12 protein-coding genes and 7 tRNA genes are annotated in these 14,978 nt (G+C 64.1%); 7 read left to right on the forward strand and 12 right to left on the reverse strand.

Annotation, left to right across the window (positions count from 1 at the left end):
* Nucleotides 1-84 precede the first annotated feature (84 nt).
* From PWP93_RS06650 to aceA, 3 genes are all read left to right on the forward strand, one after another.
* Nucleotides 85-354, forward strand: a complete 270-nt coding sequence (locus PWP93_RS06650) for an acyl-CoA-binding protein (protein WP_413189194.1) — start codon at nt 85-87, stop codon at nt 352-354.
* 382 nt (nt 355-736) lie between these two features.
* On the forward strand, nt 737-2,464 hold the full coding sequence (locus PWP93_RS06655) for a DEAD/DEAH box helicase (protein WP_421043890.1): 1,728 nt from the start codon (nt 737-739) through the stop codon (nt 2,462-2,464).
* Nucleotides 2,465-2,848: 384 nt separating this feature from the next.
* Nucleotides 2,849-4,156: an isocitrate lyase gene (aceA, locus tag PWP93_RS06660; RefSeq protein ID WP_421043891.1), complete on the forward strand. Its 1,308-nt coding sequence runs from the start codon at nt 2,849-2,851 to the stop codon at nt 4,154-4,156.
* Between the two features lie 193 nt (nt 4,157-4,349).
* Here aceA and PWP93_RS06665 read toward each other — a convergent pair whose 3' ends face one another.
* The gene (locus tag PWP93_RS06665; protein WP_421023820.1) at nt 4,350-4,784 is read right to left on the reverse strand and encodes a universal stress protein; all 435 of its coding nucleotides are present in this window, start codon (nt 4,782-4,784) and stop codon (nt 4,350-4,352) included.
* A 202-nt stretch (nt 4,785-4,986) separates the two neighbouring features.
* The gene (locus PWP93_RS06670; protein ID WP_421043892.1) at nt 4,987-5,898 is read right to left on the reverse strand and encodes a LysR family transcriptional regulator; all 912 of its coding nucleotides are present in this window, start codon (nt 5,896-5,898) and stop codon (nt 4,987-4,989) included.
* 168 nt (nt 5,899-6,066) lie between these two features.
* On the opposite strand from PWP93_RS06670, the gene PWP93_RS06675 reads away from it, so the two are divergent.
* Complete coding sequence (locus tag PWP93_RS06675; RefSeq protein ID WP_421023819.1) at nt 6,067-6,846, forward strand: haloacid dehalogenase type II; 780 nt, start codon at nt 6,067-6,069, stop codon at nt 6,844-6,846.
* A 62-nt stretch (nt 6,847-6,908) separates the two neighbouring features.
* Nucleotides 6,909-8,501, forward strand: coding sequence for a malate synthase A (aceB, locus tag PWP93_RS06680; protein WP_421043893.1), 1,593 nt, complete (start codon nt 6,909-6,911; stop codon nt 8,499-8,501).
* Nucleotides 8,502-8,607: 106 nt separating this feature from the next.
* Here the strand turns inward: aceB and PWP93_RS06685 are convergent, their stop codons facing one another.
* Nucleotides 8,608-9,009 carry a gamma-glutamylcyclotransferase family protein gene (locus PWP93_RS06685; RefSeq protein ID WP_421043894.1) on the reverse strand — a complete coding sequence of 134 codons (402 nt, stop codon included), beginning with the start codon at nt 9,007-9,009 and terminating at the stop codon, nt 8,608-8,610.
* Nucleotides 9,010-9,183: 174 nt separating this feature from the next.
* On the opposite strand from PWP93_RS06685, the gene PWP93_RS06690 reads away from it, so the two are divergent.
* Nucleotides 9,184-10,083 (forward strand): AraC family transcriptional regulator, encoded by a 900-nt coding sequence (locus PWP93_RS06690; RefSeq protein WP_421043895.1) that lies wholly within the window; start codon nt 9,184-9,186, stop codon nt 10,081-10,083.
* A 59-nt stretch (nt 10,084-10,142) separates the two neighbouring features.
* Here the strand turns inward: PWP93_RS06690 and PWP93_RS06695 are convergent, their stop codons facing one another.
* The 9 genes from PWP93_RS06695 to gltX all read right to left on the reverse strand — a co-directional run bounded on the left by PWP93_RS06695 (nt 10,143) and on the right by gltX (nt 13,399).
* Nucleotides 10,143-10,607, reverse strand: a complete 465-nt coding sequence (locus tag PWP93_RS06695; RefSeq protein ID WP_421043896.1) for a GNAT family N-acetyltransferase — start codon at nt 10,605-10,607, stop codon at nt 10,143-10,145.
* 161 nt (nt 10,608-10,768) lie between these two features.
* Nucleotides 10,769-10,845, reverse strand: a tRNA-Asp gene (locus PWP93_RS06700).
* Nucleotides 10,846-10,937: 92 nt separating this feature from the next.
* Nucleotides 10,938-11,012 (reverse strand) — tRNA-Glu (locus PWP93_RS06705).
* A 56-nt stretch (nt 11,013-11,068) separates the two neighbouring features.
* Nucleotides 11,069-11,145 (reverse strand) — tRNA-Asp (locus PWP93_RS06710).
* Nucleotides 11,146-11,236: 91 nt separating this feature from the next.
* Nucleotides 11,237-11,310, reverse strand: a tRNA-Glu gene (locus PWP93_RS06715).
* A 67-nt stretch (nt 11,311-11,377) separates the two neighbouring features.
* A tRNA-Asp gene (locus PWP93_RS06720) sits at nt 11,378-11,454 on the reverse strand.
* Between the two features lie 84 nt (nt 11,455-11,538).
* Nucleotides 11,539-11,614 (reverse strand) — tRNA-Glu (locus tag PWP93_RS06725).
* 48 nt (nt 11,615-11,662) lie between these two features.
* Nucleotides 11,663-11,738, reverse strand: a tRNA-Ala gene (locus tag PWP93_RS06730).
* 239 nt (nt 11,739-11,977) lie between these two features.
* Nucleotides 11,978-13,399 carry a glutamate--tRNA ligase gene (gene gltX / locus PWP93_RS06735; RefSeq protein ID WP_421043897.1) on the reverse strand — a complete coding sequence of 474 codons (1,422 nt, stop codon included), beginning with the start codon at nt 13,397-13,399 and terminating at the stop codon, nt 11,978-11,980.
* A 606-nt stretch (nt 13,400-14,005) separates the two neighbouring features.
* Between gltX and PWP93_RS06740 the strand changes: the two genes are divergently transcribed.
* Complete coding sequence (locus tag PWP93_RS06740) at nt 14,006-14,926, forward strand: patatin-like phospholipase family protein (RefSeq protein ID WP_421045025.1); 921 nt, start codon at nt 14,006-14,008, stop codon at nt 14,924-14,926.
* The last annotated feature ends 52 nt before the right edge of the window (nt 14,927-14,978 follow it).

Genomic DNA, 14,978 nt, shown 5'->3' on the forward strand with positions numbered 1-14,978 from the left:
AATGGAGGAACGGTTCCAGCCCGTTACCAGGCGGCGCTGCTACCATCGCCGGGCTGTTCCGATCATCCAGTGGAGGAAAAAACAATGAGCGATGTGAATGCCCAATTCGAGCAGGCCCAGCAAGACGTGCAAAAGCTGCCGGAGCGCCCGGGAAACCTGACGCTGCTGCGCCTGTACGCGCTCTTCAAGCAGGCCACCGAAGGCGACGTGCACGGCGACAAGCCAGGATTCACCGATATCGTCGGCAAGTACAAGTACGAGGCGTGGGCCGCACTGCAAGGCACCGCGCAAGATGCCGCGAAAGCGCAGTACGTCGAGGTCGTCGAATCGCTCAAGAGCGGCGCCGCGAACTAGAAGCAACCGGAAGCGCCGGCGAGCGGCCTCGCCTCAAACCAGACGAAACGATTGCTGGCGCACTGCAACAAAACAAGATACAATACACGCTGCGTTGCGCTCCGGTCGCCCTTGCGATCAGCAATACGCCACGTAGCGTTAAGCTCCAATCCAGTTTAGAACCTGTCCCCCCCTGCCATGGCCCAGTTTCCGGGCCGTCAAGTATCAGGCTGGCGGTTGGCCAATCCCGGCTAAGCCGCACCCAAAACAGCTTCTAACGAAAATCCGCCTTCGCCCTTGTGTGGTGCGGATTGCCCCCGTTTTTCGATTTGCTCGCAAATTCAGACGACTTGGGTATGCCGATTGGCGCCGACGTTCTATTTCCTGTGTACCAAGGATTTTCATGACTTCGAGCAATACCCAAAGCCCCCTCGACGCGATTGCCAACGACGCCCTCGGTCTCAACGCCGCCACCGCTGCTCCTGAAGCCGCCGTGCAGGCCGACGACACGCCCGCAGGCCCGACGTTCGCATCGCTCGGTCTGTCGCCGGAGATCGTCTCCGCGCTGACCGCGGCGGGCTACAAGGCCCCGACGCCCGTGCAGGAACGCGCCATTCCTGCCGCCATCGCGGGCCGCGACCTGCTGGTTTCCAGCCCGACCGGCTCGGGCAAGACCGCTGCCTTCATGCTGCCCGCGATCGAACGCTTCGCGCAGCTGCAAAAAGCCCAGGCCGCCCAACCGCGCGAGCCGCGTCCGCAAGGTCAACCCGGCCAGCAAGGCCAGGGCGACCGCCGCCAGCGCCGTCCGCAACCGGTCGCGCGCCCCGGCCTGCTCGTGCTCACGCCCACGCGTGAACTCGCCATGCAGGTGACCACGGCTGCGTCGACCTACGGCCAGCATCTGCGCCGCCTGCGCACCGTCAGCATTCTGGGCGGCGTGGCCTACGGCCAGCAGCTCATGCTGCTCGCGAAGAACCCCGAGATTCTCGTGGCGACCCCGGGCCGCCTGCTCGACCACCTCGAGCGCGGCCGCATCGACCTGTCCGAGCTGAAGATGCTCGTGCTCGACGAAGCCGACCGCATGCTCGACATGGGCTTCATCGACGACATCGACACGATCGTGGCCGCCACGCCCGAGTCGCGTCAGACGATGCTGTTCTCGGCCACGCTCGACGGCAAGATCGCCTCGATCACGGGCCGCCTGCTCAAGGACCCCGAGCGCATCGAGATCGTGCGCAAGGTCGAAGCGAACTCGAACATCGCGCAAACCGTGCACTACGTGGACGACCGCGATCACAAGGACCGTCTGCTCGACCACCTGCTGCGCGACGAGAGCCTCGACCAGGCCGTCGTGTTCACGGCGACCAAGATGGATGCGGACCAGCTCGCTGGCAAGCTCGCCGACGCCGGCTTCGAAACCGCTGCCCTGCACGGCGATCTGCCGCAAGGCGCGCGCAACCGCACGATCCGTGCGCTGCGCGAGCGTCGCGTGCGCGTGCTCGTCGCCACCGACGTCGCGGCGCGCGGCATCGACATCCCCGGCATCACGCACGTGTTCAACTACGACCTGCCGAAGTTCGCCGAAGACTACGTGCACCGCATCGGCCGCACGGGCCGCGCGGGCCGTTCGGGCATCGCCGTGAGCCTGGTGCATCACGCCGAGCAAGGCGCGCTCAAGCGCATCGAGCGCTTCGTGCGCGCACCGCTGCCGGTCAACGTGATCGAAGGCTTCGAGCCGCGCAAGGCGCCGCCCTCGAACCGCGGCTTTGGCGGCCGTGGCCGTCCGGGCGGCGGCAATGGCGGTGGCCGTCGCTTCGGCAACGGCAGTGGCAAGCCGGGCGGCTACGGCAACCGTGGCGGCGAGCGCAGCTACGGCGATCGTCCGCAGGGCGAGCGCAGCTTTGGCGAACGTTCGTCCGGCGGCGAGCGCAACGGTAATAGCTGGGGCAACCGTCCGGAAGGCTCGCGTGGCGGCTATGGTCAACGCGAAGGCGGCTATGGCGCCTCGCGCGGCGAAGGCAATGCCCGCGGCGGCTACGGCCAGCCGCGCGGCGACGGCTACGGCCGTTCGCGTGAAGGCTACGGCGCGCGCCGCAACGACGGCCCGCGTGGCGCACGTCGCGACAGCTAAATCAGCGCGCGGCGGCGGACGGCAACGTCCGCCCGCCAACTGATGTTGAAAAGGACCGGTGCTCGTCACCGGTCTTTTTTTGTCCGCGCCCAAAATTTCACAATACAAAAAATTTTTTTGCTTCGTAAAAAATCGTGTTGCGGGGCACAAATAGATCCATTGCAAGATGGAAAATTGCGTTTCTTATCGCGAAATAAAATACATAACTTATTGAATTTATTGATTTAAAATTTACCAAAAAAACCCACCCCTTGTCTGTTGCGGGGCGATCGATTTGCCTAGACTCTTATATAAGAGTTCGCGAACCGAAATCCCCTTTGCGAATCTCAGCGGTTCAGCAGTTCCGATCACCGGTTTATCTCCAGGTAAACGAAGGAGCCCATCATGTCGCCCCGTCAACAGCAAGCACAGCAACTTCAACAGCAATGGGAAACGGACCCGCGCTGGAAGGGCATCAAGCGCAACTACACGGCTGACGACGTGGTACGCCTGCGCGGTTCGATCCAGCCCGAGCACACGCTCGCGAAGATCGGCGCTGAAAAGCTCTGGAAAGGCGTGACCACCGAGCCGTTCATCAACTCGCTCGGCGCGCTCACGGGCAACCAGGCCATGCAGCAGGTGAAGGCCGGTCTCAAGGCCATTTACCTGTCGGGCTGGCAAGTCGCCGGCGACGCCAACCTCGCCGGCGAAATGTACCCGGACCAGTCGCTCTATCCGGCCAATTCGGTGCCGCAGGTGGTCAAGCGCATCAACAACACGCTCACGCGCGCCGACCAGATCCAATGGTCCGAAGGCAAGAATCCAGGCGACGAAGGCTATGTCGACTACTTCCAGCCCATCGTGGCCGACGCTGAAGCCGGCTTCGGCGGCGTGCTCAATGCGTTCGAACTGATGAAGGCGATGATCGAAGCGGGCGCCGCGGGCGTGCACTTCGAAGACCAGCTCGCTTCCGTGAAGAAGTGCGGTCACATGGGCGGCAAGGTGCTCGTGCCGACGCGCGAAGCCGTCGCCAAGCTGACGGCCGCGCGTCTGGCCGCCGACGTCTGCGGCGTGCCGACCGTGCTGCTCGCGCGCACGGACGCCGAAGCCGCCGACCTCGTCACCTCCGACATCGACGACAACGACAAGCCGTTCCTCACGGGCGAGCGCACGGTGGAAGGCTTCTTCCGCACGCGCAACGGCCTCGAGCAGTCGATCTCGCGCGGTCTCGCCTACGCGGCCTACGCCGACATGATCTGGTGCGAAACGGGCAAGCCGGATCTCGAGTTCGCGAAGAAGTTCGCGGAGGCGATCCACAAGGAATTCCCGGGCAAACTGCTCGCCTACAACTGCTCGCCGTCGTTCAACTGGAAGAAAAACCTCGACGACGCGACGATCGCGAAGTTCCAGCGCGAGCTCGGCGCAATGGGCTACAAGTTCCAGTTCATCACGCTGGCAGGCTTCCACTCGCTGAACTACTCGATGTTCAACCTCGCACACGGCTATGCGCGCCAGAACATGAGCGCGTTCGTCGAGCTCCAGCAGGCCGAGTTCGCCGCGGCAGAAAAGGGCTTCACCGCCGTGAAGCACCAGCGCGAAGTGGGGACGGGCTATTTCGACGCCGTGACGCAAACGGTCGAACGAGACGCATCGACCACGGCGCTGCACGGCTCGACCGAAGACGAGCAGTTCTTCGACCAGAAGGTGGCGTAAGACCACCCGCAGGGGGCACGCCCCCCGCTTTTTCTGGCGCCGGACGCACGGCGCGGCAGCCGGTTCGCAAGTCCTTGGCGGGGCCTGCCGGACGCCGCCACCGCCGCACGCGCGCCAGAGTGTAGTGAGGCAAGCCACGGAAGGCGCATGGACATCGCGCCGTGCATGTCCATGCGCCGACTGCGGCTATGCACTATCGATAGACGATCACCGGAATCTTCGTATGCGTGAGCACGCGCTGCGTCTCGCTGCCGATCAACAGGCTGCCCAGACCGCGCCGCCCGTGCGAAGCCATGAATATGACGTCGCAGCCGCAGTTTTCGGCGGCTTCGATGATGCCGAGGTACGGGGAAGGATGCACGCTGGTGCAGGAGTCGCAGGTGACGCCCACGCTGTGCGCCGCGTCCTCCACCTCCTGCAGGTGGATGCGCGCCTCGCGCTCGCTGCGGGTCTGAAAGTCGCCGGGCAGCTCCATCACGACATCGGCGTAAGGCGAGTACGGATATTGCGGCAGGCACGCGTAGGCCGTGACGCGGGCGCCCACCGTTCGCGCGAGATCGATCGCGCCGTCAATCGCCTTCTTCGACAGATCGGTGCCGTCGGTTGGAACGAGGATGTGCTTGAACATGGCGCCCTCCGTGTTCCCGTGCTCTCTGCATCCGGGTGGCCTCGCGAACCGCGCCATGGCCTCGCACGGCGCCCCGCTACGCCCTCAGATCGATTGTAGTGCGCGAATAAGCGGTGCACGGCGCGCATGCGGGCATCCCCCCATATCGGAAACGCGGATGCACTGGCCGTGACGCAGAGGCGGAAGCACGAACCGCCAGGACTCAGTCCTGGCCCCAGTAACCCGGCTGGCCGTAGGTATGCTTGAGAAAGTCGAGAAAGAGGCGCACGCGCAACGGCAAGTGCCGGCGCTGCGGAAACACGGCGTGAATGCCGATGGGCGGCGCGGCATAAGCGTCGAGCACGCTCGCGAGCCGGCCCGCTGCAATATCCTCACCGACTTCCCACCACGAGCGCCACGCGAGGCCATAGCCTTCGAGGCACCATTCGTGCAGCACCGCGCCGTCCGAGCATTCCATCGTGCCGGAAACGCGAATCGACACCACTTTGTCGTCCTGCTGAAAGGTCCAGCCGCGCTGCTGGTTCGCGCTGCTCGCGCCGAGCGCGAGACAATTGTGACGCGCGAGGTCGGCCAGCGTCTCGGGCGCGCCGCGCCGCGACAGGTATGCGGGCGACGCCACGCAGACGCGCCGGTTTTCGCCGAGCTTGAGCGAAACGAGCGACGAATCGGGCAGCTCGCCCAGCCGCACCGCGCAGTCGAAGCCTTCGTTGACGAGGTCGACGAGCCGGTCCGAGAGGTCGAGCGTGGTCGTCACGTCAGGGTGCGCGGACGTGAAATCGGGCACGAGCGGCGCGACGTGCCGCCTGCCGAAACCCGCCGGCGCGGACACGCGCAGGTGCCCGCTCGCCTTCACGCCGCCCGCGGAGACGCTGGCCTCCGCGTTCTGCATGTCATGAATGATGCGCTGGCAGTCTTCGAGGAACGCGGAGCCCTCGAACGTCAGCGTAATGCGGCGCGTGGTGCGCACAAACAGCTTCACGCCGAGCCGCTCTTCGAGCGCGTCGATGCGCCGGCCGATGATGGCGGGCGCGACGCCTTCGACCTGCGCCGCCGCGGAAAGACTGCCCTTCGCCGCGACGTTGGCGAAAGTTTCGATTTGTTTGAAGCGATCCATCGGAACAGGAGGAAAACAGGATTACGCAACACCTTTGATAGAAAAAAACCTCTAGAGCGTCAGATTAGGTGGGTAAAAGTAAAAGATCAAGTGATCAATCCCGTCTTTTTCAGCACCCATGATCATGAATACAATTCCCCCCGACCTCTGATGATGGAGTGCAAGGCTATGTCGGCCACAACGACACCACGATTCCCCAAGGCTGTGATCTTCGACGCATACGGCACGCTCTTCGACGTGCACTCGGTCGTTGCCGCGGCCGAGCAGATGTTCCCCGGTCACGGCGACGCGCTCTCGCAGCTCTGGCGCCTGAAGCAGATCGAATACACGCAGTTGCGCACGCTCTCGGACCCCGCTGGCGCGCGCTACCGCCCCTTCTGGGATATCACGCTCGACGCGCTGCGCTACGCGGCGCGCCGCCTGAACCTGTCGCTTTCCGGCGCGGGCGAAAAGCGGCTGATGGACGAATACGCCTGCCTCTCGGCCTTTCCCGACGTGCTGCCCGTGCTGCGCCGCCTGCGTGCGCCGGCCGCTGACGGCACGCGCATGGGCCTCGCCATCCTCTCGAACGGCAATCCGCAGATGCTCGACATCGCGGTGAAAAGCGCCGGCATGAACGGCCTGTTCGACCACGTGCTCTCAGTCGACGCCGTGCGCGCCTATAAACCAGCCGCGGCCGCCTACGCGCTCGGCGCCAGCGCGTTCGACGCCGCGCCGCGCGACATGGTGTTCGTCTCGTCGAACGGCTGGGATGCCGCCGGCGCCGCCTGGTTCGGCTATACCACATTCTGGATCAACCGCCAGCGACTGCCCGCCGAAGAGCTCGGCGTGCCGCCGCACGGCACCGGCGGCGGCATGGCAGAACTCGCCGCCTTTCTCGAAACCGCTGTGCCTGCCGAGCGAAGCCGCCCCGCGCCCCAGCCCGGGCGCGTGACGAAATCGTCCTGACCGGCACGGTAATTACAACAACCACCGCATTCAAAGTCTGACCGACCAAGGAGCAAGCAATCATGGCGAACACGTTGAACCTGCCGCAAGGCATGCAGATCTCGGCTGAAATCAAGCCCGGCTTCGAAACGATCCTCACGCCCGAAGCACTCGAACTCGTCGCGAAGCTGCACCGCGCATTCGAGCCGCGTCGTCAGGAACTCCTCAAGGCGCGCGTCGAGCGCACCAAGCGCCTCGACGCCGGCGAGCGTCCCGACTTCCTGGCTGAAACGAAGTCGATCCGCGAAGGCGACTGGAAGATCGCGCCGCTGCCGAAGGACCTCGAATGCCGCCGCGTCGAAATCACGGGTCCGGTCGAGCGCAAGATGATCATCAATGCGCTGAACTCCGGTGCGGACTCCTACATGTCCGACTTCGAGGATTCGAACGCGCCGAGCTGGGACAACCAGATCACCGGCCAGATCAACCTCAAGGACGCCGTGCGCCGCACGATCTCGCTGGAACAGAACGGCAAGACCTACAAGCTCAACGAAAAGACCGCCACGCTGATCGTGCGTCCGCGCGGCTGGCACCTTGACGAGAAGCACGTGACGGTCGACGGCCAGCGCGTCTCGGGCGGCGTCTTCGATCTCGCGCTCTACCTGTTCCACAACGCGAAGGAGCTGGTTGCACGCGGCAGCGGTCCGTACTTCTACCTGCCGAAGATGGAGAGCCATCTCGAAGCGCGCCTGTGGAACGACATCTTCGTCGTGGCGCAGGAAGCCGTCGGCATCCCGCGCGGCACGATCCGCGCCACGGTTCTGATCGAGACCATCCTCGCCACGTTCGAGATGGACGAAATCCTCTATGAACTGCGCGAGCACAGCTCGGGCCTGAACGCCGGCCGCTGGGACTACATCTTCTCGGCTATCAAGAAGTTCAAGAACGACAAGGACTTCTGCCTCGCCGACCGTTCGCAGATCACGATGACGTCGCCGTTCATGCGCGCCTACGCGCTCGAACTGCTCAAGACGTGCCACCGCCGCAATGCGCCGGCCATCGGCGGCATGAGCGCGCTGATCCCGATCAAGAACGATCCGGCGGCGAACGACAAGGCCATGGGCGGCGTGCGTTCGGACAAGGCGCGCGATGCCGGCGACGGTTACGACGGCGGCTGGGTTGCGCACCCGGGCCTCGTGCCCATCGCGATGGAAGAGTTCGTGAAGGTGCTCGGCGACAAGCCGAACCAGATCAGCAAGCAGCGCCCCGACGTCAATGTGACGGCCAAGGACGTGCTCGACTTCCGTCCGGAAGCGCCGATCACCGAAGCCGGCCTGCGCAACAACATCAACGTCGGCATCCACTACCTGGGCGCATGGCTCGCAGGCAATGGCTGCGTGCCGATCCACAACCTGATGGAAGACGCGGCAACCGCGGAAATCTCCCGTGCGCAAGTCTGGCAGTGGATCCGCTCGCCGAAGGGCAAGCTCGAAGACGGCCGCAAGGTCACGGCCGAGCTCGTGCGTGAATTGATCCCGCAAGAACTCGACAAGGTGAAGGCCTCGGTCGGCGGCGACACCCAGCCGTACGTGCGCGCTTCGCAGATCTTCGAACAGATGTCGACCTCGGAGAACTTCGTCGACTTCCTGACGCTGCCGCTGTACGAGGAGATCTGATCGTTCGAATCACCTGACGACTGATCGATACAAAAGGCCCGGCGGATGCAAATCCGCCGGGCCTTTGTACTTCTATCCAGTGCTTCTACGCCGTGCCGCGCACCGATCAACGCGCGAGACGGTGCGCGATCCAGTCGCCGTCATGAATCCGCGGCCGCCCTTCCACCGCATGACGCGCCACCGGATAGAACAGGCACTCGAGCCGCTCGCCCGCCACTTCCACGCTCACCTTCTGCGAGACGAAGAGCCCGTCGACGCCCGGATACACCTGCTCGATCTCGTCGAGCACGGCCACCAGCGCTTCGTCGATTTCGTAGACCTCGCCGATCACCGGCGTGGCCTGCGCATCGGCCACCATCCCCGGGTACGCCCCAAAGTCGAACAGGTAACCCGCGACCGCCGTACTGCCCACGAGGCGCGGCTGCCGGAGCGCATTGCGTGACGCCGAGAGATGGATGTCGTTGATCTCGCCCGCGCGCAGCGTGCCGTAGATGAATACGTACTTCATTGCTTGTGCTCCTTGCTCCCGGTTGCCGGCTGGCTGCCGGCTAGCTGCCTGTTGCCGATGACTCGTGCAGCAAATCGGCAGCATTATGCGCCTGCGCCCATGCCGATGGGCACCATCGGACAGCCATGCACACGCGCGCCTACAATAATGCGCACAGAAACGCGCAGATCCACCATGCCCTTTTCCTCGCCCGCCGCCTTGCCGCCCGCCGAGCTCGCCGACATCCCGCCCGAATTCGAGCCGACGCCCGAGCACCCGATCCGCGTGCGCTCGCGGCCCATGGCCGCCGGCGTGCGCATCGCGCGGCATACGCACGCGTGGGCGCAGCTCGCCTACGCGTCGCGCGGCGTGCTGCGCATGGCGACGCCCGGCACGACGTGGATGGTCCCGCCTTCACGGGCAATCTGGGCTCCGCCATTCGTCATGCATGAAGTGGCGATCGTCGAGGATGCGTTCCTGCGCACGCTCTATGTCGATGCCTCGGTCATTCCGCCCGGGCTCGACGCTTGCCGCGTGGTGGAGGTGTCCGGCCTGCTGCGCGAGGCGATCGCCGCGTTCGACGAGCGCGGCATCGACCCCGCGCGCGAGCGCCTGCTGGGCGCCGTGGCGCTCGACGAAATCACGCGCTCGGCGCCGCTGCCGCTCTCGGTGCCGATGCCCGAGGAAAAGCGCCTGCACTCGCTGTGCGAGGCGCTGCTCGCCGATCCTGCCGGACCGGGTTCGCTCGAATACTGGGCGGCGCACGTGGGCGCGAGCACACGCACGATCGCGCGGCTCTTCCGGCAGGAGCTTGGCGTGAGTTTTTCGCAGTGGCGCCAGCAGGCGATCCTCGCGCGTGCGATTCCGCTCCTGAACCAGGGCAAGCCGATGGCCGTCGTGGCCCATGAGCTCGGCTACCAGAGCCAGAGTGCGTTTTCGGCGATGTTCCGGCGCGCGTTCGGCGAGAGCCCGCGTGCGTTCATTGCGCGCGGGACAGGCGAGCGGGAATTGGGCCCGCACGAAGACGACATGGCGATCGACACGCCGGCCCTGGCAGCGCCTCTGGGACCGCTGACGGCACGGCACGACGTTTGAGCATGCACGGCGGGGCGAGCGCCACAACGCTGCTTCGCGCTGAGATCTCCGGAAATTCGTCAGACCGGCCGCGTCATGTGACGGATCGAGCCGAGGCGCGCGAGCCGTGGCCCCGCCACCCGGTAGCCCATGCGCAGATAAAGCCGCGCCGCGGGATTGTCGACGAACACGCGCAACTGCAACTCGCGCAGGCCGCGCTCGCGCGCCCAGCGATGCGACATGTCGAGCAGGAAGGTCCCCGCACCGTTGCCGCGATAACCCTCGGCGATCTGCACGTCACGTATATGCAGCGAGTCGGCCTCCTGCGTCACGCGCAGCACGCCAATGGCCTCGCGATCGAGTTCGAGGATGAAATTTTCCGATTCGCGGTAGCTGGCCAGAAAGAGGTCGCCGCGCCAAATCAGATGATGGCGCACGTAATAGCCCCCCATGTTCCTGCGCGTCAGCGACTCGGCGAATTCGAAGTCGTCCATGGTGGCGTGACGCAACTGGAAGCGCGACGGAATGTCGTTCGGTGCGAACATGGCAAGCAACGCGGCAAAACGCGACAATTCGAAGTTCCGACAACGCTACGATAACGCGCCGGCTCAGGCAATGGCCGTTTGTCCGTATCCGCGTGGATGCGGCATGGAGATAGGAGAGAGAAATAGAAAAAGCCCGCTGGAAATCCAGCGGGCTTTGATTCTGGCGGAGCGGACGGGACTCGAACCCGCGACCCCCGGCGTGACAGGCCGGTATTCTAACCGACTGAACTACCGCTCCAGTCCTGCTTTGCTGCACCGGCGGTCGGTTAGAACCCGCTGGCGGCGTCGCCCTGCTGCTTGCTGTACTACGCTGTGGCGCCGCATTTTATTTGGCGTCCCCTAGGGATTCGAACCCCTGTACTCACCGTGAAAGGGTGATGTCCTAGGCCTCTAGACGAAGGGGACAACACAGGCTTGCGCCTTGAACTACATTCCACCCGAGACACTGGGCAGATCGAATCTGGCGGAGCGGACGGGACTCGAACCCGCGACCCCCGGCGTGACAGGCCGGTATTCTAACCGACTGAACTACCGCTCCAGTCCTGCTTTGCTGCACCGGCGGTCGGTTAGAACCCGCTGGCGGCGTCGCCCTGCTGCTTGCTGTACTACGCTGTGGCGCCGCATTTATTTGGCGTCCCTAGGGATTCGAACCCCTGTACTCACCGTGAAAGGGTGATGTCCTAGGCCTCTAGACGAAGGGGACAACACAGGCTTGCGCCTATAACACTTCAACTAAAAGCCCGCTCAATATTTCTGAACGGGCTTCTATCTGGCGGAGCGGACGGGACTCGAACCCGCGACCCCCGGCGTGACAGGCCGGTATTCTAACCGACTGAACTACCGCTCCAGTTCGACATAGACAGATGGGCGTCGGTTGATTCCCACCTGCTGCCTCATCGATATCGCGACGATTTGCTCGATGACGCTCATTTGGCGTCCCCTAGGGGATTCGAACCCCTGTACTCACCGTGAAAGGGTGATGTCCTAGGCCTCTAGACGAAGGGGACATAATCTTTTCAGATAATGCCTTGCTACACTTTACTACGCTGTTCTGATGGTGGAGGTAAGCGGGATCGAACCGCTGACCTCTTGCATGCCATGCAAGCGCTCTCCCAGCTGAGCTATACCCCCTTGCAGAACAGAAGCGAGATTTTAAACATCAATTTCGCTTTCGTCAAGAGTGTTTCGAATCTTTTTTTCATCGCTTCGAGGTTTCTACGAAACATCGTTGCTCGATTCGACCACTCTTTGCGTGAAACTTACCGCTGTTTCGCGCTCCGTATTCAACGGAGCCCGAATACTACAAGAACTCCCGCTCCGGCGCTAGTGCCAGAGCGAAAATTCTTCAATTATTTTTACGCACGCGCCTTTCAGGCGCCCTTCGCAAGACCGTGCTCGATGCGGCTCACGACCACGTCACGGCCGAACAGCGCGAGCACCGCGTCGATTGCCGGCGTGTGCGTCGTGCCAGCCACGAACAGGCGCACCGGCATCGCGAGTTGCGGCATCTTCAGCTTGTGTGCGCCCAGCGTCGTCTTGAAGGCGGCCGAGATGGCTTCCTTGGTCCACTCCGCACTCTTGAGCGCGCTCGCGAGGTCGGCGAGAGCCGGACGCACCGCGTTGGTCACGTGCTGCGCCAGCGCATCTTGTTCGGGCTGCGGCTCGCGATAGAACATCATGGCGCTCTCGGCGATTTCCTTGATGGTCGTCGCGCGATCCTTGAAGAGCGCCACCACGCCGGCGAGCGCCGGCCCCTTCGCGAGTGCCGCACCGTCCACGCCCAGCGCCGCAAAGAAGGGCTTCGAGAGCTCGGCGAGGCGCGCGTTGTCGACTTCCTTCAGGTAGTGGTTGTTGAGCCAATTGAGCTTGTTGTGGTCGTACTGCGCCGGCGACTTGCCCAGATGGTCGAGATCGAACCATTCGACGAACTGCTCGCGTGAGAACACTTCCGCATCGCCGTGCGACCAGCCGAGGCGCGCGAGGTAGTTCAGCACCGCTTCCGGCAGGTAGCCGGCGTCGCGATAACCCATCACGCTCATCGCGCCGTGACGCTTGCTCATCTTTTCGCCCTGTTCGTTGAGCACCGTCGGCAGGTGCCCATAGACAGGCGGCTCGGCGCCCAGCGCGCGCAGGATGTTGATCTGGCGCGGCGTGTTGTTCACGTGATCGTCGCCGCGAATCACGTGCGTGATCTTCATGTCGATGTCGTCCACGACGACGCAGAAGTTATAGGTCGGCGTGCCGTCCGGGCGCGCGATCACGAGGTCGTCGAGTTCTTCGTTGGAGATCTCCACGCGCCCTTTCACCGCGTCGTCCCATGCGACCACGCCCGTGAGCGGGTTGCGAAAACGCAGCACCGGCTGCACGCCTTCGGGCGGCGTCGGCAGGACCTTGCCGGGCTCCGGGCGCCACGTGCCGTCGTAGCGCGGCTTTTCGCCCGCCTCGCGCTGGCGCTCGCGTAACGCGTCGAGTTCTTCGGTCGACATGTAGCACGGGTACACGAGGCCCTGATCCTGCATCTGCTTGAGTACTTCGCGGTAACGGTCCATGCGCTGCATCTGGTAGAACGGGCCTTCATCGAAATCGAGGCCGAGCCATTGCATGCCTTCGAGGATCGCGTCGACCGCTTCGGTGCTCGAGCGCTCGAGATCGGTGTCCTCGATCCGCAGTACGAAAACGCCCTTGTTGTGGCGCGCGAACGCCCACGGATAGAGCGCGGAGCGAATGTTGCCGAGGTGGATGAAGCCGGTCGGGCTCGGCGCGAAGCGGGTACGGACGGGGGTCGTGGTCATGTGCGAATACTCGAGGACGGTGCCGCCCGGCGACCGTCAGGCGCCGCGGCGTGCTCGATACGAGCGGCGCAGCAGGCGAAATACAGGCCGGTGGGCGGCAAAGGTTCGCGCGGGCGTAGCCATGGCGATGCGGGCTTGGAAGCCGCACGACGCAGCGCGACACGGCAAGTGCAAGACGCGAACGGAAAACCGGGAAAATTAGAGACGGGATTATACCCGCCACGCGCCGGTTCGACCGCGCATGGGGGAAGCTCCGGGCCCATCCGCGAGGCGCAGAATGCCCGGCCGCTGTCGATACATCGCATCGAAATTCGCCGGCACATCGCAAACACATCGCGTTACACGCACGCAACGTAAGCGCGCATGGCTTTGCCTTATCATGTCGGCGCGCTGGCGCCCTCGCCTGCGTGGCCCCGCGTGGTCGCAATCGCGGGCCGCAAGAATAGACGCGACGCGCACCGCACGAAAATAGCCTTCGCGCGCGCCGCCTGGAGAATCTGCTTGAAACCCAGTTCGAAGCCGAATCTGAATCCCGCCCAGCAAACGGACCCACAACAGGGCACACAACAGGGCCCGCAACCGGACCGTCACCCGTCGCCGCTTTCATTGAGCCGCCGCCATTTCTCGCTCGCGGCTGCCTCCACCGTCCTCGCCGCCTGCACCACCGCGGGCACGCAACCGACCGACAACAAAAGCGTCACCGCCGCTCCCCCCCCGTCCGCCAAAACGCAGCGCCCGATCCGTGTGGGCCTTGCGCTCGGCGGCGGCGCTGCGCGCGGATTCGCGCATATCGGCGTGATCAAGGGACTCGAGGCGCGCAACATCCAGGTCGATCTGATCACGGGCACGAGCGCGGGCTCGGTGGTGGCCGCGCTCTACGCGTCGGGCATGAATGGCTTCGCGCTCAACAAGCTGGCACTGACGATGGATGAAGCGTCGATCAGCGACTGGGCCATGCCGTTTCGCAACCGCGGTGTTCTGCAAGGCGTGGCGCTGCAGAATTTCCTGAACACGACGCTGCGCGATCGCCCGATCGAAAAAATGGCCAAGCCGCTAGGCGTGGTCTCAACCGATCTGCGCACCGGTCAGGCGATCCTGTTCCAGCGCGGCAATACAGGCATTGCCGTGCGAGCCTCGTGCAGTATTCCGTCGATTTTCGAGCCGGTCCGCATCGCGGGTCACGAGTACGTGGACGGCGGCCTCGTGAGCCCGGTGCCGGCGTCGTTCGCGCGCAAGATGGGCGCGGACTTCGTGATTGCCGTGGATATTTCGTCGCGCCCGGAAACGGCGCCCACGCAAAGCCAGTTCGACGTGCTGATGCAGACCTTCACGATCATGGGCCAGTCGATCAAGAACTACGAGCTCGAGAAGTACGCCGACATCGTGATCCGCCCGAACCTCAACGCCATGTCGAGCAGTGATTTCACCCAGCGCAATGCCGCGATCCTCGCCGGCGAGGAAGCCGCCGCCAAGATCTTCCCCGAGATCGAACGCCGGCTGGCTGCCGCACGCACGGCGACGGCGTAAGCGGCGATCGAAAACAAAAAAGCCTGCTTCGATGAAGCAGGCTTTTTTTGCA

Origin of the sequence: Paraburkholderia sp. A1RI-2L, assembly GCF_048957375.1 — a bacterium.
Lineage (GTDB): Bacteria > Pseudomonadota > Gammaproteobacteria > Burkholderiales > Burkholderiaceae > Paraburkholderia.